The organism is Rahnella sp. RFA10(1/100) (assembly GCF_004195115.1).
GTDB classification, from domain to species: Bacteria; Pseudomonadota; Gammaproteobacteria; order Enterobacterales; family Enterobacteriaceae; genus Rahnella; species Rahnella perminowiae.
Genome location: NZ_SEWR01000011.1, coordinates 92,407 through 118,172, shown reverse-complemented (window position 1 = coordinate 118,172; position 25,766 = coordinate 92,407). Strand labels below are relative to the sequence as shown.

The window sequence follows — 25,766 nt, the reverse complement described above, 5'->3', positions numbered from 1 at the left end:
GTCTGATAAATTGTTAAAGAGCATGCCGCGGTTCGCAAGGAATCTTATGCGGCGCGGGAGGCGTATATTACGTTTTCCCGCTGAAGAGTCAAGAGATTATTCATTCGAACATTCTTCTTTTTCTCTTCCTGGCCAGGCGACTTGTCAGTCGTTGTTCCCGGTCAGTGGAGGCGCATTATAGGGAGTTCTCAGAAGCCCGCAACCCCTAAAATACAAATAATTTACTGACCGCTGAATCTTTCATCAAATGCCGTTTAAAGCGGCAATTCCTGGATACTTCTGAAGCCATATGCTTGTAAAACAGGCAGCAAACTTTGCGCTTCTGCAGTCATCGCCATGCAATAAGCGACACACTCTATTTCCACATCGGCTTTTTTTACCGGGACCGGCACATGAGAAGTCTCAATTAGCCAATGTGCGCGCCTCGCAATCGCAGAACCCGAGTCGATCATACGCGTGCCATCGGGCAAAACCTGTGACAGCTCCTGCGAAAGCAACGGGAAATGGGTGCAACCTAACACCACCGTGTCGGGCGGTTCACGTAAACGCAGCCACGGATGCAGAATTTTCTTTATTGCGACTAACGAAACCTCTTCGCCATGCAGCTTCGCTTCTGCCAGTTCCACCAGTTCCGCAGAACCCAGCATCAGAATCTGACAATCCGTCGCAAAGCGAGCAACCAGGTCATGAGTATAAGGACGCTGAACTGTCGCACGAGTCGCCAGCAATCCGACCACGCCATTACGGGTTAATTTAGCCGCAGGTTTGATGGCGGGGACAACCCCGACAACAGGGCAACTGAATTTAGCGCGTAATGCAGGAAGGGAAACGGTACTCGCGGTATTACAGGCGATGACAATAACAGAGAGGGGATGACGTTTTGCGACAGCGCTGACAATTTCAACCACACGCTCAACGATAAACGCTTCGGATTTCTCCCCGTAGGGGAACGCCACATTATCGAAGGCATATATATAGTGCAGGTCCGGCAACATTTGCCGGACCTCATCATAAACCGACAACCCGCCGACGCCGGAATCGAAAACCAGCACTGTCGGGCGATCAGGCACTTGGGTTGTATCAGAAGGTATAGCTTCCAGTAAGGTTGTACTCACGTCCTGGTGTTTCGTAGCCATAAACCGTCTCGTAATCTTTATCAAAGAGGTTGGCAATTCTACCACGAACCGTGAGATGTGACGTTACCGGATATGACACCGCAAGATCCCAAAGACTCACGCCTCCCAGACGTACATTTTCATTGGTGTTGTAATTCTTATCGTATCGTTCACCCAAATACTGATAATTGAGCGACCAGTCAAAATCAGCGACTGTCCAGTCGAGCTGATATTTCGCCTGCTGTTTAGCGCGGCGTAATAAAATCTCGTTGGTTTCAGCATTGCGGGGATCTAAATATTCCAGTGTGACCTGATGCCTCAACGGGCCAGTATCGAAAGATCCGGTCCATTCAACCCCCTTGATTGTTGCCTTATCGACATTGTAATAACCGGATTGCTGATTGTCGTAACTGATCATCTGATCGATGTCATTACGATAAGCGGACAAACGCCAGTTTAATGGCCCGGTCAGGCCTTCCAGCCCACCTTCCCATTCTTTACTTTCTTCAGGCTTAAGATCGGCATTACCGCCAAAACTGCCATATAGCTGCCCCAGATTAGGCGCTTTAAAGGCTGTCCCGTATGAAGCAATCAAACGATAGCCGTCAATAAACTCCCAGGCAGCACTACTTTGCCAGGTACCATGTGAACCAAACTGTGAGTTATCGTCATTACGCACTGCGCCTTCAAAAGTGAAATCGCTCACTTTTTGCTGAGCTGTCGCGTATACACCTGTGTTTCGTTGGGTATAGCCATCGGTAATATAGTTGGTGCCTGGCTGAGTGCTGAGTTTCTGCCAGTCAGCGCCAGCGCTGAGGGTCCCCTGCCCTACCTGGAAAGTATTCCCCCATTGCAGGTTGTATTGATCCGAATCGTCCAGCGTTGCAGAAGCGGAATACGGACCGTATTTCGGGTCATAATTATAGTCTTTAGTATTGCTGTAGCTTCCGCTGATTTGCGTCGAATAGATCCCTTGCTGGAAGCGCAACCCGGTATCGTAAGTCCGGCTGTATAACTGGCGCGTGTCAGGCAACGCATCACTGTGTGCCGGGTCTGCGTAACTGTATGTTCCGTCATAGGCCGTGCGGTTATCAAAACCGTATGCGCGGGCAAAACCGCTGAACTGATCATTGAACTGATGCTCAAGACCTGCCCAGAGTGTCTTACTCATGAAGCCATCACGATCGGGCTGACGCGGATCACCGTAAGTATCCGGCAGATTCGCCACCACATCGGTCCCTTTTGTATAGGTATAGTTCCCCGCCAGCGTCAGAACCGTATTCTCACCGAGTTTCTGCTGCGTTGAGCCATCATAAGTCTGATAGCCATTTGAGCCGATACCGGCTGTCAAAGTCGTGCCTAATTTATCGCGCGTGGTAATGATGTTAACCACGCCACCAATGGCATCGGAACCATAAACTGCGGAGCGTGGGCCACGAATAAACTCAATACGCTGAACAAGAGAAATAGGGATCTGACTGATATCCACCGCGCCGGAAATACCCGCCTGGTTAAGACGCACGCCATCCATCAGCACTAATGTGTGACTGGCATTCGTTCCGCGAACGAATAATGAAGTCTGCTGGCCCATTCCGCCGTTCTGAGCAATATCCACGCCTGGTAAACGACGCAATACATCAGCTACGGATTTGGACTGCCATCTGTCAATATCTTCACGCGTGACGATATCCGTCGGCGCTAATACAGAAGAAACAGGTTGTGGAAAACGGTTGGCAGTAACGATCATGTCATCGCTGCTGTTTGTGGAAGTGTTGTCCTGCGCCCACCCTGAAAAAGCCGTGACGGATAATGCCGTCAGCAGCACATGCTTTTTAATTGTCATAAATCGAGCATCCAAACTTAATTGGCGGATGCCGCAGAGGATCACCGACGGTATTTCGCGACGACGATGATTAATGCGACGTAACATCGGCAGGTCTTCGGACTTAGGATTTGCAGGCTAATTAATTACATCGTAATCAATTAAAATATCCGCACCGGGCGATGACTTCCCATTTCCTCTTCTCTCTTGCCTTTATATAAAAAGGGAAAGAGAAAAAAGAAACAGTGTCTGCATAATAAAGAATGCTATCGCCGTGATTTCCCCATACCGCTGCGCGCCAGTTCCGGATTCACACCGGATTCCCTTTTAACTCAGTCAATGAGGCCGAAACGCAATCCTACGATCAACCCATTTGGAAATCCAGACATCCGTAATGTCGGATGAACTTTCCTGATATAAATACAACAAAGGTAGACATAGGGGAGACTTTCCCTACAATCCCCCGCAAAGTTTGCCCATTTACTTCCTGTTAGACGAGATAACCGATGACGCCTGAAAACCTGCCCATTGAACACTACGACGACCAGCTGGCGGAAAAGACCGCACGTCTCACGGCGATGATGTCGCCTTTTAATGCGCCGCAGCCTGACGTTTTCCGTTCTCCTGTCAGCCATTACCGTATGCGCGCCGAGTTTCGCGTCTGGCATGATGAAGGCGATTTGTACCACATCATGTTCGATCCGCAGACCAAAGCCCGCGTGCGTGTGGATCAGTTCCCGATCGCCAGCGAATTGATTAACCGTCTGATGCCAGTGCTTATCGCGGCCATCAGGCAGGATCCGGCATTGCGCCGCAAGATTTTTCAGATCGACTATTTATCGACCCGCAGCGGCAAAATCATCGCCTCGCTGCTTTACCACCGTAAGCTTGATGACGAATGGCAGCAGGCTGCCAGTACTCTGCGCGACCACCTGCGCGCCGAGGGATTTGATATCCATCTGATTGGCCGTGCCGCCAAAACCAAAATCATGCTCGACCAGGATTATGTCGACGAGGTCCTTCCGGTGGCTGGCCGCGATATGATTTATCGTCAGGTGGAAAACAGTTTCACCCAGCCAAACGCTGAGATGAATATTCAGATGCTGGAATGGGCGCTGAAGGCCACGGAAAACTCGACCGGCGATTTGCTTGAGCTTTACTGCGGTAACGGCAACTTCTCGCTGGCTCTGGCGCGTAACTTCCGCCGGGTGCTGGCAACAGAAATCGCCAAGCCTTCCGTGGCTGCGGCACAATTCAACATTGCAGCTAACCAGATTGATAATGTGCAAATTATCCGCATGGCGGCTGAAGATTTTACCCAGGCGCTCAATGGGGTGCGCGAATTCCGTCGTCTGCAGGAGGTGGATTTAAGCGGATATGAATGCAACACGATTTTTGTCGATCCGCCACGCAGCGGACTGGATGACGAAACCGTGAAAATGGTCGCGGGCTACGAACGTATTCTTTATATCTCCTGCAATCCGGAAACACTGTGTGCAAATCTGGAAACGCTGAGCAAAACGCACCGCATCACGCGTCTGGCGTTGTTTGATCAGTTCCCGTACACCCACCATATGGAATCGGGTGTGCTGCTGGAAAAATTCTGACGGCGAATACAAAAAACGGGCACCTTCTGAGTGCCCGTTTTTATATCATTCCGTTATCCACAATATTATAAATAAACACGCATATATTCTGACAGACACAGGATAGCCATCGCCTGCCCGTAAGGCATTGAGGTCAGCGCGATTTCACGGTAAAAATCGAGATCGTTACCCATCGCCGTACCGAATGACGTTTGCGTCAGTTCCCCTGCGGGATTGATGTGCTTAATTACGCCCTGAATGGCTTTTTCCGCTACCGGCGCATATGACGCGTCAATATAGCGTTTACGCACGGCTTTCAGAATGCCGTAGGCGAAACCGGCAGTCGCTGAGCTTTCAAGATAAGACTGCGGGTCATCAAGCAGCGTATGCCACAAACCGCTATCGTCCTGACATTTTGCCAGCGCACTGACCTGACTTTCCAGCACCTGCAATAAATAGCGGCGGGTGGCGTTGTTTTCCGGCAAATCCACCAGTTCAAGAAATTCCGGGATAGCAATCGTCAGCCAGCTGTTACCGCGCGCCCAGCGGGCCTGAGCAAAGTTATGATGGCCGTCAAATGTCCAGCCGTGGAACCACAGACCAGTCTCGCGATCCATGAGATATTGCACGTGCATCAGGAACTGATACGTCGCTTCTTCGACAAACTCCGGGCGACCCAGCAATGTACCGATTTTCGCCAGCGGCAGCACGCTCATCATCAGCGTGTCGTCCCACATTTGCTGATGATTTTCGTTGTTATAAACAATGTGCTGCATCGCACCTTTGTCTGTGCGCGGCATTTCGTACATTACCCATTCAGCCCAGCGCTCCAGATAAGGACGCCATGCCGCATTGCCGGTTTCCTCGTAGCGATACGCCAGCGTCAGAAACGGGCTCATGGTATTAACGTTCTTGGTCGGTGTACCTTCCGCCAGACGCGCAGTAAACCAGTCATCTATCACCGCACGCATTTTTTCGTCGCCGGTCTGTTGATAATACTGATAAATTCCATAAAGCCCGATGCCGTGCGTCCATTCCCAGCCCGCCCAGCCTTTGGTATCAATCACGCGGCCATCGTCCAACCGCAGCAGGAACTCACCGGTTTTATCTTCGATATTCACCAGATTGTTGGTCACGTTGTGGATCAGCGATTTCAGTTCCCCGCGAGAAATGAAATGTTCCGGCTGTCGCAGCAAAGCACTGTGTTTAACTTCAAAAACTTTCATGGTGTTCTCCTGTGAACTCAAAATTTATAAACGTCCCTGGACCGGCATTTCGGCAGTATTTTCACGGGTAAGCTTTTCAGGGGGCGGGTTATTGCGATGCAGATAACCGATGTTGTTATTACCCCACAGCGATTCATATTTCATCCCCGTCAGCATTTCGACCGTAGCGCGGTCTTCCGGCGTAATTTGCTCCGGCACGATACGGTTAGCATCACGCATTTTCTGCGTTTCGCGGGTCAGCACGCCGTGTGTTTTCTGGTTAAGACGGAAGAACAGAGAGATGGTGAAACCGATACTGAGCATCAGCAGGGAACCCACCACCAACACGCCAAGGATAGTATGACCGACTGCCGGAACTTGCTGGCTTTGTCCGGAAACAAACCCGGCCAGTTGTAAGATAATACCCACCAGCATCACCGCACCGGCCTGTGACGCCTTACGGGTCAGTGTCATCACGCCGGCGAAAATCCCTTCGCGGCGCTGGCCGGTGATAGTTTCATCAACGTCAGCGATATAGGTGTAAATGTTCCACGGCACGTAGTTGATCCCCCCACGGCCCAGACCGGCCAGCGCGGAAATTAACAACAATAATGACATCGAGTCATTCATGCCTGCGTAATAGAGTAAGCCGTAAGAGATAGCGGCCAGCCCGAACAGAGAAACAGCCAGACGATAAGAAGGTGCAGGGCCAAAGCGGATACACAGTGGGATCATGCCGATCACCGCCACAAATTGCAGGATGGCCATCATGCCCATAAGGTTGGAGGCCGTGGCAGCACTTTGCATCAGCACGAACACCACGTAATAGGTGAACACGGCGTTAAACACGTCCTGCGCGATATACCCGCCCAGATATAACCCCAGATGCTGACGGAAAATTTTGATGCGCAGCGTCGAGGATAATTCGACTTTCAGGCGTTTCAGGCTTTGCGCCAGGGTCAGTTGCTGACGTTCGCGCTCAATTTTCTTCGTGGCTTCAGATTTGAGCTCTTCCGGTCTTTCCCAGGTAAAGAAATACACCAGCGTCAGAACGAATGCGCAGATTACGGCAAAGACCAGGCTCGAATAGAAGAAGGAGATGGCGTTATCTTTACCAAAATGCTGCAACAGAATACCCGGCAGGAAGGCCGCCAGAATCGCTGACAACTGTGCCAAAGCAATACGGGCGCCGGAGAATTTAGTTTTCTGTTTGAAATCATCGGTCATTTCCGGCACCAATGTTTCATACGGCACCAGAATCATCGTGTAAACAATATCAAACAGCAGATAGGTCAGCAGATAATAGGCATATCCCATATCGCCCACCCACATGAAGCTGTAGCTGAACACGCAGGGAATGCCTAACAGGATGAAGAATTTGCGGCGACCAAATCGCTTACCGAGCCAGGTATTGCCGAAGTTATCGGTGAGATACCCCATCAGCGGACTCAGCACAGCATCAGCGACGCGTGCGGTGGCAAAAATAAATGTCGCTTCGATGGGCGAGAGCCCGCAGAACGTGGTGTAAAAATAGAGCAGCCACGCTGCGGTCAGGGCTGTCGTCCCCGCCCCCAGAAAATCGCCTGACCCGTAGGCGATGTAATTAAAGAATCCGATTTTACGTGTTTTCATTGCCGTGTTGCCTCTGTTAAATCACCTATAGGCGTAGGCGGAATGCGAACGAAAATATTTCGTCCGGCCATGATTCAAATTAACGGGGAGCAGGAATGAAAACCTTTTGGTTTTTGCCACTCAAGCGAACTTTATGGCAAAAAAATGAAGAAGTGGGCGATCAATCTCTAAATATTGAACATCGGTTTGATATTAATGAAATGACAGTTCATTAACTGGCGGGAAATAATAAAAGGCAATCCGCAGATTGCCTCGTTGGGTTATCAGAAAGGGACTACTGCGAGGAAGACTTACGTTTTTTAAGCTTCAGACCTATCCAGAAGATCAGCGCCACACAAATCACCGACGGCACGAAGTTCGAGCCCAGTTCAGGGTATTCCGCGCGCACAATGGTGCTGTACAGCAACAGCCCCAGCAGAAAGCAAGCCGCGGCTAAAACCGGTAACCCTTTCGGCATTTCACTGCGGTGGTAACGAACGTGCAGGCAATACACCGCTAACACCAGAGAAATGATCGGGAAGATCGAAAACGTTACGACAGAACTGAATAACGCATCGAAAGTGCCATTAATCGACAGCCCGGCAATCAAAGCCAAAACCAGAGTGCCATTATCCTGGTTCGGTTGTTCGGTCATTTTCTTTACCTCTGGTCATATTATTGAGGGGGAGTCACGGCCGTCCGTTCCTGCTGACGGCGATACCAGTAATATGCGCCTTTGGAAATCATCCGCAGCTGCAATACCAGCCGCTCTTCCAGCTGGCGGCGCTGTGCAATATCCACATCCAGCGCTTCCGCACCGGCGTTAAAAACGATGATAACCATCGCCTCAGCCTGCGCTTCGGTAAAACTGCGCGGCATATGGTTTTCGAGTTGCAGATAATCGGCAAGTTCCGCAATAAAATGCTGAATTTCGCGGGCGACGGCGGCACGAAACGCCGATGACGTACCGGAGCGTTCACGCAACAACAGACGAAATGCGTTGGGATTGTTACCGATGAATTCCATAAATGTGGAGACTGAGGTGCGGATCACGCTGCCACCTTTCGCAATGCGCTGGCGTGCCTGGCGCATCAGCTGACGCAGCATCAGCCCGCTTTCATCAACCATTGTCAGGCCCAGTTCATCCACATCGCGAAAATGCCGGTAAAAGGAGGTTGGCGCGATGCCTGCCTCGCGGGAAACCTCACGCAGACTCAGACTCGCAAAGCTGCGCTCGGCACTGAGCTGGCTGAAAGCCGCCTCAATCAGTGAACGACGCGTGCGCTCTTTTTGTTGTGCTCTTACGCCCATAACCTTCATCCGGATAGTATTCTTCTTTTTGATTATTCGCCTGATATCGCTTCACTATATCAAAATTTTTAGTGGTCGGAGCCAAAGATACAACAGCATAAAGTGGGTCAGAATGTTGCTGCATTACCATTAAATGACAACTGCATGTGGGGTAAATAGGTGTAATATGTTACTTTCTCGTTGTGATTTTGTATAAAAATAGGTTTCGAACTATGCCACAGCACTCACATTTTGATGCCATCATCATTGGCTCAGGTCCTGGCGGAGAAGGCGCTGCCATGGGACTGGTTAAACAAGGCGCCCGGGTTGCTGTCATCGAACGCTATAACAATGTCGGTGGCGGATGTACTCACTGGGGAACCATCCCTTCCAAAGCATTGCGCCACGCCGTCAGCAGAATCATCGAATTTAACCAAAACCCGCTCTACAGCGATAACTCCCGCACAATGAGCTCCACTTTCCCGGACATCCTGCGTCACGCCGATTCAGTGATTAATCAGCAAACACGTATGCGCCAGGGTTTCTATGAGAGAAACCAATGCCAGCTGTTCTCGGGTGATGCCAGTTTTGTGGATGCCAATACCATCAGTATCCGCTACGCCGATAACACACACGAAGTGATTACCGCAGATAACATTGTGATTGCCTGCGGCTCGCGCCCGTACCGGCCTGCCAATGTCGATTTTGGTCATCCGCGCATTTACGACAGCGATTTGATCCTCGAACTGAGCCATGAACCACGCCACGTGATTATTTACGGCGCGGGGGTGATCGGCTGCGAATATGCGTCAATCTTCCGCGGTCTGAACGTCAAAGTAGACTTAATCAATACCCGTGACCGCCTGCTGTCTTTCCTCGATCAGGAAATGTCAGATGCGCTGTCCTATCACTTCTGGAATAACGGTGTGGTCATCCGCCACAACGAAGAGTTCGAGATGATCGAAGGCGTGGAAGACGGTGTGATCATGCACCTCAAATCCGGTAAAAAAGTGAAGGCTGATGCGCTGCTGTATGCCAACGGACGCACGGGTAACACCGATAAACTGGGTCTGGAGAATATTGGTCTGGAAGCTGACAGCCGCGGGCTGCTGAAAGTGAACAGCATGTATCAGACTGCGCTGTCACATATTTATGCGGTAGGTGACGTCATTGGCTATCCAAGTCTGGCATCAGCGGCTTATGATCAGGGCCGGATTGCCGCGCAGGCCATGATTCAGGGCGAAGCGAAAGTCCACCTTATCGAAAACATTCCGACCGGTATTTATACCATCCCTGAAATCAGTTCCGTGGGTAAAACCGAGCAGGAACTGACGGCGATGAAAGTGCCATACGAAGTGGGCCGCGCACAGTTTAAACATCTGGCACGCGCACAAATTGCGGGTATGAACGTGGGCAGCCTGAAGCTCCTGTTCCACCGGGATACCAAAGAAATTCTGGGGATTCACTGCTTTGGTGAACGTGCGGCCGAGATTATTCACATCGGCCAGGCGATTATGGAACAGAAAGGTGAAGGTAATACTATCGAGTATTTCGTTAATACCACCTTCAACTATCCGACCATGGCAGAAGCCTATCGCGTTGCGGCACTGAACGGATTAAACCGCCTTTTTTAACACTGCAGTTCGGTCCATGTAAGGCTGCATGTGCTCTTTGATGGCTTCCGCAAGTTGCTCGTAACGCCCGCGCAGTGGCGAACCGGGACGATATACCAGCGCGATTGTGCGTCGCGGTTCCGGTTTGTCACACGTCAGATACGTCACTCCGTCACGGCTGCGCTCATTGGGCACAGCCAGGGATGGCAGCAAGGTAATCCCGCTGCCCGCCGCCACCATATTACGCAGCGTTTCCAGACTGGTTGCCCGGAAATGGGTATCTTCATCCGCCCCCGCCTGGAAGCAGAAACCGAGTGCCTGATCACGCAGGCAATGCCCGTCTTCCAGCATCAGTAATTTTTCACCCGCCAGATCGGCCATCGCCACACGATCGCGCGATGCCCACGGATGATCATCGTAGATCGCCAGCCTCATCGGCTCATCAAACAACGGCACTTCAATAAACGCTTCGCTCTCTTTTACCAGCGCCAGAATCGCACAGTCGAGTTTTCCGCTGTCAAGCTGAGACAGTAACTGATGGGTTTGCGCCTCATGCAGATACATTTCCAGTTTCGGGAAGGTTTTATGCAGCGAGGGGATAATCTGAGGCAGCAGATAAGGCCCGACTGTCGGGATCAGGCCGATATGCATCGGGCCGGACATCGCTTCGCCTTGTTGGCTCGCCATCTCTTTCAGAACTTTCACTTCACGCAACACCGTGCGCGCCTGATCCACCAGCAACAAACCGGCTTGCGTAAACAGCACTTTGCGGCTGGTTCTTTCAAGCAACATAACGCCAAGTTCATCTTCCAGTTTACGTATCTGACCACTTAATGTCGGCTGGCTGACATGGCATGAATCTGCTGCGCGTCGAAAATGACGAAACTCAGCCAGTGCCACCAGATACTCTAGATCACGAATGTTCATTTTTCCTCCAGTCCCTAAAAGGCAATGCGATAGTCGTTAACGATAGATAAGATAGCAATCAACGATTATATCTATCAACTACTATCGTGAATAATGCTTTCCAACAAGGCAGAAATGCCGAAAAAACTTTCTATTTTATTGATTAATTAAGAGGTTATTCATGTTTGCAAGCCAGGAAGGTAGACACGTACCGCACGTTACTTTTCACACCCGACAGGGCGATCAATGGGTAGATCTCTCCAGCGACAATCTGTTTAAAAATAAAACAGTGATCGTATTTTCATTGCCGGGTGCATTCACCCCGACCTGTTCTTCGAGTCACCTGCCACGTTACAACGAACTGGCTCCGGTGTTTAAAAACCACGGCGTCGACAGCATCCTGTGCGTTTCCGTGAATGACACCTTCGTGATGAACGCCTGGAAAGCCGAACAGAACGCCTCCAACATCACTTTCATCCCGGACGGTAACGGTGAATTCACCAAAGGGATGGACATGCTGGTAGAGAAAGCGGATTTAGGCTTCGGCCCGCGTTCATGGCGTTATTCCATGCTGGTACGCAACGGTGTCGTCGAGAAAATGTTCGTTGAGCCAAATAAGCCAGGCGACCCGTTTGAAGTGTCTGATGCTGACACCATGCTCAAGTATCTGGCACCAGAATTTAAAGTGCAGGAATCCGTGTCCGTATTCACCAAACCGGGCTGTCCGTTCTGTGCGAAAGCCAAACAAATGTTGCAGGAACGCGGCATTCAGTATGAAGAAATTGTATTAGGTAAAGACGCGACCACCGTCAGCCTGCGCGCCGTGACGGGCCGGGCAACAGTGCCGCAAGTCTTTATCGGTGGACGCCACATCGGGGGAAGTGACGATCTGGAGGTTTACCTCCATTCAGAAACACAAGACGTGTGCGAAGTGGCACAGTAAGCGTCAATAAGGATCTGCTGTAAGAAGTAAGGCAAGAAATCCCTGCATTACCGACAAAAAAGCAAAGTAAGACTACGTGAATTTTCGGCGGATCTATGATCCGCCTTTTTTATTTACGCTAAACGCGCCTTCGCATCAGCAATCGCCTGTGCAACCTGCTGCGGAGAAACACCGCCTTTAGCGGCTCGTTTGTCGAGACAAGATTGCAGTTCGAGAATGGCGTAAACATCGTCGCCAATCACGCTGCTGAATTTCTGCAAATCTGCCAGCGGTAATTCTTCCAGCGCTTTGCCCTGATTAATCGCTTCCACTACCGCTTCACCCACAATATGGTGCGCCTCACGGAACGGAACACCCTTGGCAACCAGATAATCTGCCAGTTCGGTGGAGTTAGCATAGCCCTGTTGCGCGGCTTCTTTCGCCCTTGGGCGTTTTACCTGAATACCATCCAGCACCAGCGATGCCATGTTCAGACAATCCATCCAGGTATCGAGTGCGTCGAACAGCCCTTCTTTATCTTCCTGCATGTCTTTGTTGTACGCCAGCGGAAGACCCTTCATCGTCATCATCATACCGGTAAGCGCGCCCTGCACACGACCACACTTACCACGGATCAGCTCCAGTGCATCCGGATTCTTCTTCTGTGGCATCAGGGAAGAGCCGGAGGTGACACGATCGGACAAATCGATAAACGCCGCTTCACCGGTATTGAAGAAAATCAGGTCTTCTGCAAAACGTGAAAGGTGAACCATGCTGATGGCCGCGTTGGAAAGCAGCTCCAGAACATGGTCACGATCAGAAACACTGTCGAGGCTGTTACGTGTCGCAGAAGCGAAACCTAACCAGCCAGCCAGTTGTTCGCGATCCATCGGATAGGCAGTACCGGCCAGTGCGCCACAGCCCAGCGGACTGACGTCCAGACGAGCCAGCGTGTCTTTCAGGCGGCTTTCATCACGCGCCAGCATTTCAACATACGCCATGCACCAGTGCGCAAACGTCACCGGCTGGGCGCGTTGCAGATGGGTGTAACCCGGCATCACGGCGTCCTGATTGGCTTCGGCCGTGGCGACCAGCGCCTGCTGCAAATGATGCAGCGCCTCACGCAGTTCAACCACCTGTGTTTTACACCACAGTTTGATGTCAGTCGCGACCTGATCGTTACGGCTGCGGCCGGTGTGCAATTTCTTACCGAGATTGCCAACTTTGTCGATCAGTTTGCCTTCAACCCAGCTATGAATATCTTCGGCATCACTGGCTAAAATAGCGCGGGGATTGGCACGGACTTCTTCCAGCAACACAGTCAATGCGTCTTCCAGCTGAAGCTGTTCGTCAGCGGTTAATACATTCACAGTCACCAGCGCTTTGGACCAGGCTACCGAGCCCACAATATCCTGCTCCGCCAGCCGGTAATCGAAACGCAGTGAGTCATTCAGTTCTTTAAACCGCTGATCTGCTGCCTGAGTAAAACGTCCGCCCCAAAGTGCCATTTTCCTGCTCCTGAAATTTTTTATGCAAAAGGGCGCAATATGGCTGCGCCCTGACAAAAGTGTGTACCGAATGCGCGTCAGATTTAAACCTGCCGGGAGGTGAATTACCCCAGAATGCGTGTTCCGATCGCGACGCCATTAAACAGTGCGGGTAATTGCTCAGCGTGACGCCAGCTGGCGATATCCACAGGACGTCCGAGAGAACGTGCAGCGTCCAGCGCAGCGTTAACTTTGACGATCATGCCATCGGTGATAATACCCTGCCCGATAAGCTGTTCGGCTTTCTCTGCACTCATTTCCGGAATACGCTGGCCTTTGCCATCAAGAATTCCGCTGACATCAGACAGCAGGATCAGATCCGCGCCCAGCGTGGCCGCCAGTGCAGTTGCTGCCTGATCGGCGTTAACATTCATCAGCTCACCGGTTGCGGTGATGCCAATAGAACTGACAATCGGCAGGTAGCCTGCGCCATGCAATGTGTTAATCAGCGCCGGATCACCCGCTTCGGCTTTACCGACGAAGCCCAGTGATGCATCCAGTTGCGTAACGCTGACGGTGCCGCCGTCAGCCAGAGACAGGCCAACCGCGTTGATGTGATTTTTGACCGCCCACGCCAACAGAGTTTTGTTCGCGCTGCCGGCGAGTGCACCCGTGATAATGTCAATCTGATCAGCCGGTGTCACGCGCAGACCGGCTTTTTTCACGACAGGCAGATTCAGCTTTTTCATCAGCTCGTCAACCAGGCAGCCACCACCATGAACAATAACCAGCGGGCGGTGATATTCCTGGCGATAAGCCACTATTGCCATGAACAGCCGCTCAAGTGCTTCTTCATTGTCCAGCAACACACCACCTAACTTGATGACTAACGGATTCATAGCTGTTCGCGCCCCGACCGGTTGAGAATGTTAATTAATAACAATACGTTTAATTTAATCTAACACCCCTGCGCGTCTGAATAAACGCTCAGGGGCGGTTGTTTTCTGTTTACAGTCAATCTGACGGCTGGTTAAAGCAATGATTGTGTTTCCGGGAAGCCGAAACGGATATTCATGCACTGAACTGCCTGAGCAGACGCGCCTTTGAGCACGTTATCTTCCGTCGCTACCACAATCAGATGTTCACCTTTCACCGCAAAACCGATATCGCAGAATGGCAGACCGACCACATCTTTCAGCGCCGGGACGCCTTTGGTGTACAAACGCACCAGCGGTTTATCGTGATACGCATTATGGAAGGCTTCCGCCACGTCCTGCTCCGTCACACCCGCGTTCAGACGGCAGGTGATAGTCGCCAGAATACCGCGCGGAAAATTGCCCAAATGCGGCGTGAAAATCACCGGCACGCCAAGATGTTCGGCAATTTCTGGCTGATGACGGTGGCTGAAGAGTTTGTAAGGCTGAAGACTGACTTCGCAGAAACTGTTGCCGAGTGTCGCTTTACGGCCAGCGCCGCTGACACCGCTGGTGGCATTGATGACCGGCCACTGGCTGTCATTAAGCAAACCATTGTCGATAAGGGGTTTGAGCGCCAGCTGTGACGCGGTCGGGTAACAGCCCGGAACAGCAATCAGCTGTGCGTCTTTTAATTTGTCAGCCTGCCATTCGGCCAGACCGTATACAGCCTGATCGAGCAGTTCGAGATGCTGATGCTCAAAGCCGTAGAATTCAGTGTAAAACTCAGGTTTGCTGACGCGGAAAGCACCGGACAGGTCAAACACCACGCAGCCCGCCGCCAGAAACTGTGGTGCTAAATCGTGGCTGACTTCATGCGCTGTCGCCAGAAAAACAACATCGACACCTTTCGCTGCTTCAGCCACATCAGTCAGAGGCAAAACAGGCAAATCGACGATGCCTTTTAATTGAGGATGCAAATCAGAAAGTAATTTTCCTGCATCTGCACTTTGCGCTGAAACCGTTAAACCGGTTATGTTCATCTGTGGATGGCGATTCAGGTAAGCAGCGAGTTCAGCTCCGGCATAACCTGTGGCACCAACAATCAGCGTATTCAACATAGGGCTTGTTCACCTTCTCAATTTTGGGGTAGGGCCGGATGAATTTTTTTCCGGTTTCCTTACGCGCTGGCTTATTGTATTTTTATTCACAATTATTGCATGAATATGAATACTACCCTAACTAAAGGCTGTCAACAGTGAAGATGAAATTACCTCCTTTTATTGAGCTCTACCGGGCGTTAATCGCCACCCCTTCCATCAGCGCGACAGATGCTGCACTGGACCAGAGCAATGAAACGTTAATCAATTTACTGGCAGGCTGGTTCGGTGATTTAGGCTTCAAAGTCGAAGTGCAACCCGTTCCAGGAACACGGCATAAATTCAATATGTTAGCCAGTACTGGCGAAGGCGCGGGTGGTTTACTGCTGGCAGGCCATACCGATACCGTTCCGTTCGATGATGGCCGCTGGACACGTGATCCTTTCACCCTGACCGAGCATGAAAATAAGCTCTATGGTTTAGGGACTGCCGACATGAAAGGTTTCTTCGCCTTTATCCTCGATTCACTGCGCGATGTTGATCTGACTAAACTGACTAAACCGCTGTATATTTTGGCGACTGCGGATGAAGAAACCACGATGGCCGGTGCCAGTTATTTTTCCAAAAACGCAAAGATCCGCCCTGACTGCGCCATCATCGGTGAACCTACTTCGCTCAAGCCGGTTCGTGCACACAAGGGACATCTGTCAAATGCTATTCGTATCACCGGTCAGTCCGGCCACTCCAGTGATCCGTCCCGCGGCGTGAACGCTATTGAACTGATGCACGAATCGATTACCCATTTAATGACGCTGCGCAATACGCTGAAAAGCCGTTACAACCACAGTGGTTTCGTGATCCCGTACCCGACCATGAACTTTGGTTATATCAACGGCGGCGATGCGCCAAACCGCATTTGCGCGTGCTGCGAAATGCATATGGATATCCGCCCGCTGCCGGGTCTTACGCTGACTGAGATTGAGGGTCTGCTGAACGAAGCGCTGGCCCCGGTCAGTGAACGCTGGCCGGGACGTATTGAGATTGAAGAACTGCATCCGCCCATCCCGGGTTATGAATGTCCGCCGGATCACCCGCTGGTACAGGTAGTCGAAAAACTGCTGGGTGTGGAAACAGAAATTGTTAACTACTGCACCGAGGCACCGTTTATTCAGGAACTGTGTCCGACACTGGTACTCGGACCGGGTTCTATCGATCAGGCGCATCAGCCAGATGAATATATTGATATGGCGTTCATTAAACCGACTCGCGAGCTGATTTCTCAGGTCGTTCATCATTTCTGCTATCACTGATACTGAATGACGCACTGATGAAGAAACAAACAGGGCGCTTACGGGCGCCCTTTGATACTGTACAACGTTGCTATTGAACAAAAGCAGGATTAGCCAAACTGATATCGTCGCGGTTGTAATTAAATTTCAGCGACATGGCCAAAAAGACCATTTTTCACGTGAGTGATGAGGGGTTTTTGGGTTAAAACAAGTGCTGCATTTAAAAGTATGGCCAGGTTGGCAGGGTGAACGGGGCAAGAATGCCTGACGGGTGAAAGTTATTTACAGAATATAAAAATTAAACGAGAGAACGGGTCAGAGGTAATATGAACGAACAATATTCCGCAATGCGAAGTAATGTCAGTACCTTAGGTAAATTGCTAGGCGACACGATCAAAGATACGTTGGGAGAGCATATCCTGGATCGTGTTGAGAAAATCCGTAAGCTGTCGAAATCCTCCCGTGCCGGAAACGACGCGGATCGACAAGAATTACTGTCAACGTTGCAAAATCTCTCCAATGATGAGCTGCTGCCTGTTGCCCGTGCTTTTAGCCAGTTTCTGAATTTAGCCAACGTGGCTGAACAATATCACAGCATTTCGCCACATGGCGAAGCGGCCAGTAATCCTGAAGCCCTGGCACAATTGTTCGATCGCCTGAAATCCAAAAATCTCTCAGAACAACAGCTGCGTGATGCTGTCGACCAGCTTTCTATTGAACTGGTACTGACCGCGCACCCGACAGAAATTGCCCGCCGCACACTGATCCACAAACTGGTCGAAGTGAATAACTGCCTCAAGCAGCTCGACCATAACGATCTGGCCGATTACGAACGCAAACAAATCATGCGTCGTTTGCGTCAGTTGATCGCGCAGTCATGGCACACCGATGAAATCCGCAAAAACCGGCCTTCTCCTGTGGATGAAGCTAAATGGGGCTTTGCGGTCGTTGAAAACAGCCTGTGGGAAGGCGTACCTGCTTTCCTGCGTGAACTGAACGAACAACTGGAAACGTCACTGGATTATAAAATGCCCGTGGAAGCCGTGCCGGTTCGCTTCACTTCATGGATGGGCGGCGACCGCGACGGTAACCCGAACGTGACGGCCGATATTACCCGCCACGTACTGTTGCTGAGCCGCTGGAAAGCGACTGACCTGTTCCTGCGTGATATCGCGGTGCTGGTATCAGAATTGTCGATGACCGAATGTACGCCGGAACTGCGTGAGCTGGCGGGAGGGGCGGATATCATCGAACCTTACCGTGAAATCATGAAACAGCTGCGTGCTCAGCTGACCAATACGCAGGTTTATCTGGAAGCTCGTCTGAAAGGCGAACGCGTTGCGCGCCCTCATGATTTATTGGTGAAAAATGACCAGCTGTGGGCACCGCTATACGCCTGTTACCAGTCGCTGCAAGCCTGCAATATGGGCATTATTGCCAACGGCCAGTTGCTGGATACCCTGCGCCGCGTGCGCTGCTTCGGCGTGCCTCTGGTGCGTATCGACGTGCGTCAGGAAAGTACCCGCCACACCGATGCTATCGCTGAAATCACCCGCTATCTCGGTCTGGGCGATTATGAAAGCTGGTCAGAATCCGATAAACAGGCTTTCCTGATCCGTGAACTGAATTCAAAACGTCCGCTGGTGCCACGTCACTGGGAACCGAGTGCCGACACCAAAGAAGTGCTCGATACCTGTCAGGTGATTGCCGAGGCACCGGAAGGCTCGATTGCAGCGTATGTCATTTCGATGGCGCGTACACCGTCTGACGTGCTGGCCGTACACCTGCTGCTCAAAGAAGCCGGTTGTCCGTTCCCGATGCCTGTCGCGCCGCTGTTCGAAACGCTCGACGACCTGAACAATGCCGACGATGTCATGAAACAGTTGCTGAGCATTGACTGGTATCGCGGTTTCATTCAGGGCAAACAAATGGTGATGATTGGCTATTCCGACTCCGCAAAAGACGCGGGCGTGATGGCCGCATCATGGGCACAATACCGTGCTCAGGATGCTCTGATCAAAACCTGCGAGAAAGCCGGGATTGCCCTGACACTGTTCCACGGACGCGGCGGTTCTATCGGCCGTGGCGGTGCACCGGCACAGGCAGCGTTGTTATCTCAGCCTCCGGGCAGCCTGAAAGGCGGCCTGCGCGTGACCGAACAGGGCGAAATGATCCGCTTCAAATTCGGATTGCCGGAAGTCACTATCAGCAGCCTGGCGCTGTACACGTCTGCGATTCTGGAAGCCAACCTGTTGCCACCGCCTGAGCCGAAGCAAGCCTGGGTAGATATTATGGAACAGCTGTCTGACGTGTCCTGCAAAATGTACCGGGGTTATATCCGCGAGAATAAAGACTTCGTGCCTTACTTCCGTGCAGCAACTCCGGAACAGGAACTGGCGAAACTGCCGCTGGGTTCACGACCGGCGAAACGTAAAGCCAGTGGTGGCGTCGAAAGCCTTCGCGCCATCCCGTGGATTTTCGCCTGGACGCAAAACCGTCTGATGCTACCAGCCTGGCTGGGCGCCGGTGCCGGTTTACAGGCCGTGGTCGATGGCGGGAAACGTGACGAGCTGGAAACCATGTGCCGCGACTGGCCGTTCTTCTCCACCCGCATCGGCATGCTGGAAATGGTATTTGCGAAAGCGGACCTGTGGCTGGCAGAATACTACGATCATCGTCTGGTAGAGAAAGAGCTGTGGCCGCTCGGTCAGCAACTGCGCGATCAGCTGGCAAGCGACATTAAAGTGATCCTGGCGATTTCTAACGACGATCACCTGATGGAAGATTTACCATGGATTGCGGAATCTATCGCCCTGCGTAACGTCTACACTGACCCGCTGAACGTATTGCAGGCTGAATTGCTGCACCGTTCCCGCGAGCTGGAAAAAGACGGTAAGCAGGATGCGAATGTAGAGCAGGCGTTGATGGTGACGATTGCCGGCGTGGCAGCGGGTATGCGTAATACCGGCTAGTGTCTGCTGAAGCTATCTAAAGAAAAACCCGCGAATTCGCGGGTTTTTTGTATTCAGCGTAGGGCAAAATATTAGGCGCGAACCGGCACGTCAATTTCCGGACGCACACCCAGTGTGTGGCAAATTGCGTAACTCATTTCTGCACGGTTCAGGGTATAGAAATGGAAGTCCTTTACACCTTCACGGCTGAGGATTTTCACCATGTCCATCGCGATGTTGGCGCCAACCATTTTGCGGGTTTCGGCGTCGTTATCCAGCCCTTCGAACAGGCTGTTCATCCAGTGCGGTACACGCACATTGGTCATCGTCGCAAAGCGGGTCAGCTGTTTGAAGTTGGACACCGGCAGAATACCCGGCACAATTTCCACATCAATCCCCTGACCGGCGCAGCGGTCACGGAAACGCAGATAGCTTTCCACATCGAAGAAAAACTGCGTAATAGCGCGGTTCGCACCGGCATCAATTTTGCGTTTCAGGTTAATCAGATCTGACTGTGCGCTTTTAGCTTCAGGATGCACTTCCGGATAGGCCGCAACGGAAATATCAAAGTCACCCACTTCTTTCAGCAACTTTACCAGATCGGTGGCATACATTTCCGGCTTGCCGCCGCCTGCCGGTAAATCACCACGCAGAGCTACAATGTGACGAATGCCACTTTCCCAGTAATCCTGTGCGATTTGACGTAGTTCATCACGGCTGGCATCAATACAGGTCAGATGCGGTGCAGCTTCCAGACCGGTACGTTCTTTAATGCCTTTGATGATGCTGTGTGTACGGTCACGTTCACCGGAGTTTGCCCCGTAGGTGACAGAAACAAACTTAGGCTTAAGGCTGCTGAGGCGGTCAATAGAACTCCACAACGTATCTTCCATCTCGCTGGTGCGTGGCGGGAAAAATTCGAAAGAAACGTTAATCTGACCCTGTAACTCTGCCAGATTCTGGTTCAGCGCTTCGCGCTGGTTTGCGTGGAAAAAGCTCATAAACACTACCTCATGGATCACTGCGTTTTGATTATGGTTCGTTATAATGGACGTTTGGACGTCTAAACGTATAGATAGAAAATGACGGAAAGCGGGCAAAGTGTCAACGTTAAAATGAGGCCAGGGGATGATTAATATTCACGCTTTCTGAAAGAATTTCATTTTGAGGACGTTTTGCTGGGGGGAATTAAGCTCCTCCCCCTGCGAAGGGGGAGGCTGGGAGGGGGTTTAGCAGACCACTTCGCCCCCCATTCCCATGAGAAGGACAGGCGCAGGGAATTACAGAAGTTGCGTCAAGCGGTTAAGATCAGACTGCAACGCACCTGCGGTGACGTCACGCCCTGCGCCCGGCCCGCGGATCACCAGCGGATTATCACGATACCAGCGGCTTTCGATAGCAAACACGTTATCGCAAGGCAGCAACGCAGCCAGAGGATGGTCGTCGCGCACGGCTTCAACACCCACACGCGCTTTGCCATTAGCATCGAAACGCGCCACATAGCGCAGCACAAGACCCATTTCGCGGGCCGCTTCCAGACGTTGCAGCATTTGCTGGTTCAGCGCCTCACCGTCTTCGAAGAACTGATCAACCGATCCGGTCACACAGCTTTCCGGCACCAGCGATTCCACACGAACCTGCGTCGGTTCAATATCATACCCGGCCTCACGCGCCAGGATAACCAGCTTGCGCATGACGTCCTGACCGGATAAATCATCGCGCGGATCAGGCTCCGTTAACCCCTGCTGCCAGGCTAAATCCACCAGTTCGGTGAACGGCAGCGTGCCATCGAATTGCAGGAACAGCCATGACAAGGTACCGGAGAAAATTCCGCTGATGGCCAGAATGCTGTCACCGCTTTCACGTAAATCGCGCACCGTATGGTTGACCGGCAAACCGGCACCTACCGTGGCGTTATACAACCAGTGGCTGCCAGTTTTGGAAAACGCGTCGCGGATCTGACGATATTTATTCGTATCCGATGCCCCCGCCAGTTTATTGGCGCTGATAACATGGAAACCGTAACTGGCAAAATCCAGATACTGATCTGCCAGTTCAGCGCTGGCGGTGACATCGAGAACCACTAAATCGTCATAAGGATGCGCACGCATCCACAGGAACAGCGATTCTTCATCGTGTGCCTGCGCTTCATCATCAAAGAAAGCCAAAGCACGGCTGGCGTCCAGCCCGTCGTAATTGAGCAGGCTACGCTTGCTGTCAACCACACCCGCCAGTACAAACTCAAAACCGCTGCGGGCAGAAATATTCTTTTGTTCACGGGCGAACAGTTCCAGCCAGCGTGAACCGATATTGCCTTTACCAAACAGCATCAGACCGATTTGCTTTTCAGCACGGAACAGCGTTTTGTGCAGCCCCTGAATCAGGTGCGCGGTCGGGCCGATACGCAGCACGGCCACCAGACTGATACCGTCTTCGGCCTGCCAGATAAACTCCACCGGCTGATCTTTCATCTCCTGATAGAAACGGTGACTGTGCAGCGGGTTCTTGCACACGCCCGCACCGACCAGCGCCACCAGCGCCAGCCCTTCACGCAGCGTCAGACGCGCCGGAAGGGCCGCATCTTCGAGAACCTGCAACGCACTGCCCGCCACTTCAGAGGTGTAGCACAGTTGCAGTAAATTACGATCAGGATGAATGCCGGTACACAGCGGTTTGATCTGCGCCCGTTTGAGCAGCAGTTCGACATCTTTTTGCGCCAGACCGAAATCATGACCTGACGGAATGACCATTTCGATCAGACAAATATCATCGTGACTGGTGACAATTTTCGCACCGGTGCCGGAAGCCAGTACACGTTCGATACGCGTTGATCCTTGCTCCGGCTGATAACTGCAACGCAGCTGTAAATCGATATCGCTACCGGAAACCGGTTGAAGAGTACGGGTGTGAAGAACCGGTGCGGCCAGGCGTGCCAGTTCACTGGCTTCATCGAGACGCAACAAGGGCAGCAGACAGGCATCTTTTACTTTACGCGGGTCAGCGCTGTAGACGCCGGCCACGTCACTCCAGATGGTCACGCGACTGGCATTCGCCAGTGCACCAATCTGGGTGGCGGAATAGTCACTGCCGTTACGGCCAAGCAGCACGGTTTCACCCGCGTCGCTGCGGGCAATAAAACCGGTCACCACCAGATATTGCTGAGGGTGCTGCGCGAGAAGTTGTTGCAGCAGCGGGTAAGAACGGCCTTCATCAACCTGAGGTTGTGCAGCACGTTCAGCCCGCAGAAATTCACGGGCATCCAGCCAGGCGGCCGGTAATTCCAGTTTGCATAACACCGCAGACATCAGGCGTGCGGACCAGACTTCGCCGTGCCCTACCACTTCAGCATAAATTGCATCGGTCATTTTGCCGTCAAGCAAAACAGCCAGACGTTCGAGATCATGAATAAAAGAAGCAATAAGCGGTTCGGCCATTTCCGGCGGCAACAGGCCGGTTATCAAATCACTCTGATAACGGCGCAAAGCTTGCTGAACCTGATGCGCGGAAAGTCTGTCTGTCTGGCTGAGCTTCAGCCAGCTGATCAGTTGGTTAGTTGTACTGCCAGCCGCCGACACCACCATCATGTCACCCGGCTTCGCATACTCGGCCATAATACCGGCGACGCGCAGATAACATTTCACGTCGGCCAGACTGCTACCACCAAACTTGTGCAACTGACGGCTTCCCGCCGGCGCTGCAACCGCTATTGCATTCATACTTACCTCGTTGCCACTGACTGGAATGCATTTTCCAGATCAGCAATCAAATCTTCGCTGTCTTCAAGACCTACAGAAATACGGAGCAAGCTGTCAGAAATCCCGGCGGCTTTGCGCGCTTCCGGCGCCATGCCAGCGTGTGTCATGGTCGCGGTATGAGAAATCAGGCTTTCGACGCCCCCCAGTGATTCTGCGAGGGTAAATAACTTCAATTCTTTCAGGAAATGGCGCAACTGAGCTTCATCTCCGTTAAATTCAAAACTGATCATGGCACCGAAGCCACGTTGCTGACGGCGGGCAATTTCATGTCCCTGGTTTTCCGGCAGCGACGGATGATACAGCTTTTTAACCTGCGATTGTTTCTGTAAATAAGCCACAATCGCCAGGGCATTTTCCTGTTGCTGTTTCACACGAACCGTTAATGTGCGCAAACCCCGCAATAACAGGTAGCTGTCAAAGGCTGCGGCGGTCACGCCAATGTTGTTCGCCCACCATGCCAGCTCTGTCGCGTGTTCTGCGGTCTTAGATATTACCGTACCGGCGACCACATCAGAATGCCCGTTCAGATATTTAGTACAGGAATGGACGACTAAATCCGCACCAAGCTGCAACGGGTTCTGCAACGCCGGGCTGAGGAAGGTATTGTCCACTACCGTCAGAGCACCGGCGGCACGTGAGGCATCGCAAATCGCCTGTATATCCACCACACGCAGCAAAGGGTTGCTCGGGGTTTCAATCAGCACCAGCTTCGGTTTTTCTTTCAGCGCATCCGCCAGCGCCTGCGGATCACCCTGATCCACAAACAGTACGCGATACGCGCCACGTTTGCTCAGACTGTCGAACAGACGATAGCTACCGCCGTAGCAGTCATGCGGCGCAATCAGTAAATCGCCAGGTTTCAGGAATACCGTACACACCAGGTGAATGGCAGACATCCCACTGCTGGTCAGAACCGCACCGGCACCGCCTTCCAGATCAGCCAGCGCCCGCTGGACAACATCGCGTGACGGGTTGCCGCGACGGGAATAGTCATGCGCTCTTGGCTGGTTGAAATCTTCAAAGTTATAGGTGCTGGAAAGGTAGATTGGCGGAACTACACAACCATATTGCTGATCATTGTTCAGGCCACTGCCCACGGCAATGGTGGCTTGCTTGTGCGTCATAATCGTTTATTCCTGACGAATTGCGAAGGATGAGGATAGAAAGAGTAACCGCCGGAGATATAGACGTCAATACATCTGGACATCTAAACTTCTTTGCGTATAGATTGAGCAACAGCGCAATACCCGCTAAAATTATGCCATTAATGAAGATGTCAGGCAGATGTGTCGCGCCGGAAGATTTAAGCGCAAGGTAGCAAAATGAACAGTGCCGCAGGGAAAACGTGAGATATCCCTGTTAAATTCCGACATTTACTTAGTGAGAACAGGGAAAATCGGGCATAATCACGCGGTTTTCAGAATTTTATTTTTTGATAAATTTAAGGTGTCCCATGGCTGAGTGGAACGGCGAATATGTCAGCCCTTACGCTGAACACGGTAAGAAAAGCGAACAAGTTAAGAAAATCACGGTATCCATTCCGCTGAAAGTCCTCAAAATTCTCACCGATGAACGCACCCGTCGGCAGGTGAACAACCTGCGTCATGCGACCAACAGTGAATTATTATGTGAGGCTTTTCTGCATGCCTTCACCGGCCAGCCTTTGCCGAATGACGAAGACCTGCGTAAAGAACGCAGTGACGAAATACCGGAAGCGGCGAAGATCCTGATGCGTGAATTGGGTGTGGATCCTGATACCTGGGAATACTGATCGCTGCAACGCAGAGATATGCTGAAAAGACCGTGCGACCCCGTCGCGCGTTTTTTCAGTATCTTTGTGAGAAAAAAATTGTTTGTCAGGAAGTGAAACGGCAGGCAACAAAAAAGGCGCCAAAGGCGCCTTTTTTTGCTCTCAAGCGAAGCTTATTTGCTGCTTGGAACGCTGAAACGCTTGTTGAAGCGGTCAACGCGGCCACCGGTAGCCACTTCACGTTGCTTACCAGTGTAGAACGGGTGACATTCGCCACAAACGTCCAGGTTCAGATCGTGACCCACAGTTGAGTGAGTTTTGATAACATTACCGCATGAGCAAGTTGCAGTAATTTCTACATATTTAGGGTGAATACCTTGTTTCATGGAAAACCTCTTCTTAAGGCCGCGTCGCTATCCAACCCTGTTCTGTCAGACACCACGCGTAGTG

Annotated in this window: 20 protein-coding genes and 1 riboswitch; of the genes, 6 read left to right on the top strand and 14 right to left on the bottom strand. The window is 51.7% G+C overall.

Annotated features, from left to right (window positions below; genetic code table 11):
* Positions 1 to 254: 254 nt before the first annotated feature.
* Complete coding sequence (gene murI / locus ETV65_RS22875) at positions 255 to 1,136, bottom strand: glutamate racemase (protein WP_129955347.1); 882 nt, start codon at positions 1,134 to 1,136, stop codon at positions 255 to 257.
* Entirely contained in the window at positions 1,081 to 2,958 is a 1,878-nt protein-coding gene (gene btuB, locus ETV65_RS22870; protein ID WP_129955345.1) for a TonB-dependent vitamin B12 receptor BtuB, read from the bottom strand. Before btuB ends, murI begins: the two co-directional genes overlap by 56 nt.
* 70 nt (positions 2,959 to 3,028) lie before the next feature.
* Positions 3,029 to 3,302, bottom strand: a riboswitch (cobalamin riboswitch).
* Between the two features lie 141 nt (positions 3,303 to 3,443).
* Here btuB and trmA point away from each other — a divergent pair.
* Positions 3,444 to 4,544 carry a tRNA (uridine(54)-C5)-methyltransferase TrmA gene (gene trmA / locus ETV65_RS22865; RefSeq protein WP_129955343.1) on the top strand — a complete coding sequence of 367 codons (1,101 nt, stop codon included), beginning with the start codon at positions 3,444 to 3,446 and terminating at the stop codon, positions 4,542 to 4,544.
* A gap of 65 nt (positions 4,545 to 4,609) precedes the next feature.
* Here the strand turns inward: trmA and ETV65_RS22860 are convergent, their stop codons facing one another.
* The 4 genes from ETV65_RS22860 to fabR form a co-directional block, all read right to left on the bottom strand.
* Positions 4,610 to 5,749 carry a glycoside hydrolase family 88 protein gene (locus ETV65_RS22860; protein WP_129955342.1) on the bottom strand — a complete coding sequence of 380 codons (1,140 nt, stop codon included), beginning with the start codon at positions 5,747 to 5,749 and terminating at the stop codon, positions 4,610 to 4,612.
* Positions 5,750 to 5,773: 24 nt separating this feature from the next.
* Positions 5,774 to 7,360: an MFS transporter gene (locus tag ETV65_RS22855; RefSeq protein ID WP_129955340.1), complete on the bottom strand. Its 1,587-nt coding sequence runs from the start codon at positions 7,358 to 7,360 to the stop codon at positions 5,774 to 5,776.
* A gap of 274 nt (positions 7,361 to 7,634) precedes the next feature.
* Positions 7,635 to 7,994 (bottom strand): YijD family membrane protein, encoded by a 360-nt coding sequence (locus ETV65_RS22850; protein WP_129955338.1) that lies wholly within the window; start codon positions 7,992 to 7,994, stop codon positions 7,635 to 7,637.
* Positions 7,995 to 8,014: 20 nt separating this feature from the next.
* Complete coding sequence (fabR, locus tag ETV65_RS22845; protein WP_165383770.1) at positions 8,015 to 8,650, bottom strand: HTH-type transcriptional repressor FabR; 636 nt, start codon at positions 8,648 to 8,650, stop codon at positions 8,015 to 8,017.
* A 212-nt stretch (positions 8,651 to 8,862) separates the two neighbouring features.
* Here fabR and sthA point away from each other — a divergent pair, with 212 nt between their 5' ends.
* Positions 8,863 to 10,263, top strand: coding sequence for a Si-specific NAD(P)(+) transhydrogenase (gene sthA, locus ETV65_RS22840; protein WP_015699169.1), 1,401 nt, complete (start codon positions 8,863 to 8,865; stop codon positions 10,261 to 10,263).
* On the opposite strand, the gene oxyR is transcribed toward sthA, so the two are convergent.
* Positions 10,246 to 11,169, bottom strand: coding sequence for a DNA-binding transcriptional regulator OxyR (oxyR, locus tag ETV65_RS22835; protein WP_129955334.1), 924 nt, complete (start codon positions 11,167 to 11,169; stop codon positions 10,246 to 10,248). The genes sthA and oxyR overlap by 18 nt on opposite strands.
* A gap of 160 nt (positions 11,170 to 11,329) precedes the next feature.
* Between oxyR and ETV65_RS22830 the strand changes: the two genes are divergently transcribed.
* Positions 11,330 to 12,091 (top strand): glutathione peroxidase, encoded by a 762-nt coding sequence (locus ETV65_RS22830; protein ID WP_129955332.1) that lies wholly within the window; start codon positions 11,330 to 11,332, stop codon positions 12,089 to 12,091.
* A 113-nt stretch (positions 12,092 to 12,204) separates the two neighbouring features.
* Here ETV65_RS22830 and argH read toward each other — a convergent pair whose 3' ends face one another.
* The 3 genes from argH to argC all read right to left on the bottom strand — a co-directional run bounded on the left by argH (position 12,205) and on the right by argC (position 15,592).
* Complete coding sequence (gene argH, locus ETV65_RS22825; protein ID WP_129955330.1) at positions 12,205 to 13,578, bottom strand: argininosuccinate lyase; 1,374 nt, start codon at positions 13,576 to 13,578, stop codon at positions 12,205 to 12,207.
* A gap of 104 nt (positions 13,579 to 13,682) precedes the next feature.
* Positions 13,683 to 14,456: an acetylglutamate kinase gene (argB, locus tag ETV65_RS22820; RefSeq protein ID WP_129955328.1), complete on the bottom strand. Its 774-nt coding sequence runs from the start codon at positions 14,454 to 14,456 to the stop codon at positions 13,683 to 13,685.
* Between the two features lie 131 nt (positions 14,457 to 14,587).
* Positions 14,588 to 15,592, bottom strand: coding sequence for an N-acetyl-gamma-glutamyl-phosphate reductase (gene argC, locus ETV65_RS22815; RefSeq protein WP_129955326.1), 1,005 nt, complete (start codon positions 15,590 to 15,592; stop codon positions 14,588 to 14,590).
* Positions 15,593 to 15,729: 137 nt separating this feature from the next.
* Here argC and argE point away from each other — a divergent pair, with 137 nt between their 5' ends.
* Positions 15,730 to 16,881, top strand: a complete 1,152-nt coding sequence (gene argE, locus ETV65_RS22810) for an acetylornithine deacetylase (RefSeq protein WP_129955325.1) — start codon at positions 15,730 to 15,732, stop codon at positions 16,879 to 16,881.
* Positions 16,882 to 17,186: 305 nt separating this feature from the next.
* Positions 17,187 to 19,832, top strand: a complete 2,646-nt coding sequence (gene ppc / locus ETV65_RS22805) for a phosphoenolpyruvate carboxylase (protein ID WP_129955323.1) — start codon at positions 17,187 to 17,189, stop codon at positions 19,830 to 19,832.
* Positions 19,833 to 19,903: 71 nt separating this feature from the next.
* Here ppc and metF read toward each other — a convergent pair whose 3' ends face one another.
* The 3 genes from metF to metB form a co-directional block, all read right to left on the bottom strand.
* On the bottom strand, positions 19,904 to 20,812 hold the full coding sequence (gene metF / locus ETV65_RS22800; protein WP_129955321.1) for a methylenetetrahydrofolate reductase: 909 nt from the start codon (positions 20,810 to 20,812) through the stop codon (positions 19,904 to 19,906).
* A 279-nt stretch (positions 20,813 to 21,091) separates the two neighbouring features.
* Positions 21,092 to 23,527 carry a bifunctional aspartate kinase/homoserine dehydrogenase II gene (locus tag ETV65_RS22795; protein WP_129955319.1) on the bottom strand — a complete coding sequence of 812 codons (2,436 nt, stop codon included), beginning with the start codon at positions 23,525 to 23,527 and terminating at the stop codon, positions 21,092 to 21,094.
* A gap of 2 nt (positions 23,528 to 23,529) precedes the next feature.
* Entirely contained in the window at positions 23,530 to 24,690 is a 1,161-nt protein-coding gene (metB, locus tag ETV65_RS22790; protein WP_129955318.1) for a cystathionine gamma-synthase, read from the bottom strand.
* 329 nt (positions 24,691 to 25,019) lie between these two features.
* On the opposite strand from metB, the gene metJ reads away from it, so the two are divergent.
* Positions 25,020 to 25,337 carry a met regulon transcriptional regulator MetJ gene (metJ, locus tag ETV65_RS22785; protein ID WP_004392248.1) on the top strand — a complete coding sequence of 106 codons (318 nt, stop codon included), beginning with the start codon at positions 25,020 to 25,022 and terminating at the stop codon, positions 25,335 to 25,337.
* A 152-nt stretch (positions 25,338 to 25,489) separates the two neighbouring features.
* Here the strand turns inward: metJ and rpmE are convergent, their stop codons facing one another.
* Positions 25,490 to 25,702: a 50S ribosomal protein L31 gene (gene rpmE, locus ETV65_RS22780; RefSeq protein WP_129955316.1), complete on the bottom strand. Its 213-nt coding sequence runs from the start codon at positions 25,700 to 25,702 to the stop codon at positions 25,490 to 25,492.
* Positions 25,703 to 25,766 lie beyond the last annotated feature (64 nt).

Bases quoted from the DNA above. Each gene is read 5' to 3' on its own strand.
- oxyR (WP_129955334.1), bottom strand. From the start codon at position 11,169: ATGAACATTCGTGATCTAGAGTATCTGGTGGCACTGGCTGAGTTTCGT.
- argC (WP_129955326.1), bottom strand. From the start codon at position 15,592: ATGTTGAATACGCTGATTGTTGGTGCCACAGGTTATGCCGGAGCTGAA.
- fabR (WP_165383770.1), bottom strand. From the start codon at position 8,650: ATGGGCGTAAGAGCACAACAAAAAGAGCGCACGCGTCGTTCACTGATT.
- ETV65_RS22850 (WP_129955338.1), bottom strand. From the start codon at position 7,994: ATGACCGAACAACCGAACCAGGATAATGGCACTCTGGTTTTGGCTTTG.
- ppc (WP_129955323.1), top strand. From the start codon at position 17,187: ATGAACGAACAATATTCCGCAATGCGAAGTAATGTCAGTACCTTAGGT.
- ETV65_RS22860 (WP_129955342.1), bottom strand. From the start codon at position 5,749: ATGAAAGTTTTTGAAGTTAAACACAGTGCTTTGCTGCGACAGCCGGAA.
- argB (WP_129955328.1), bottom strand. From the start codon at position 14,456: ATGAATCCGTTAGTCATCAAGTTAGGTGGTGTGTTGCTGGACAATGAA.
- metJ (WP_004392248.1), top strand. From the start codon at position 25,020: ATGGCTGAGTGGAACGGCGAATATGTCAGCCCTTACGCTGAACACGGT.
- ETV65_RS22830 (WP_129955332.1), top strand. From the start codon at position 11,330: ATGTTTGCAAGCCAGGAAGGTAGACACGTACCGCACGTTACTTTTCAC.
- rpmE (WP_129955316.1), bottom strand. From the start codon at position 25,702: ATGAAACAAGGTATTCACCCTAAATATGTAGAAATTACTGCAACTTGC.
- metB (WP_129955318.1), bottom strand. From the start codon at position 24,690: ATGACGCACAAGCAAGCCACCATTGCCGTGGGCAGTGGCCTGAACAAT.
- ETV65_RS22795 (WP_129955319.1), bottom strand. From the start codon at position 23,527: ATGAATGCAATAGCGGTTGCAGCGCCGGCGGGAAGCCGTCAGTTGCAC.
- sthA (WP_015699169.1), top strand. From the start codon at position 8,863: ATGCCACAGCACTCACATTTTGATGCCATCATCATTGGCTCAGGTCCT.
- ETV65_RS22855 (WP_129955340.1), bottom strand. From the start codon at position 7,360: ATGAAAACACGTAAAATCGGATTCTTTAATTACATCGCCTACGGGTCA.
- murI (WP_129955347.1), bottom strand. From the start codon at position 1,136: ATGGCTACGAAACACCAGGACGTGAGTACAACCTTACTGGAAGCTATA.
- argH (WP_129955330.1), bottom strand. From the start codon at position 13,578: ATGGCACTTTGGGGCGGACGTTTTACTCAGGCAGCAGATCAGCGGTTT.
- btuB (WP_129955345.1), bottom strand. From the start codon at position 2,958: ATGACAATTAAAAAGCATGTGCTGCTGACGGCATTATCCGTCACGGCT.
- trmA (WP_129955343.1), top strand. From the start codon at position 3,444: ATGACGCCTGAAAACCTGCCCATTGAACACTACGACGACCAGCTGGCG.
- metF (WP_129955321.1), bottom strand. From the start codon at position 20,812: ATGAGCTTTTTCCACGCAAACCAGCGCGAAGCGCTGAACCAGAATCTG.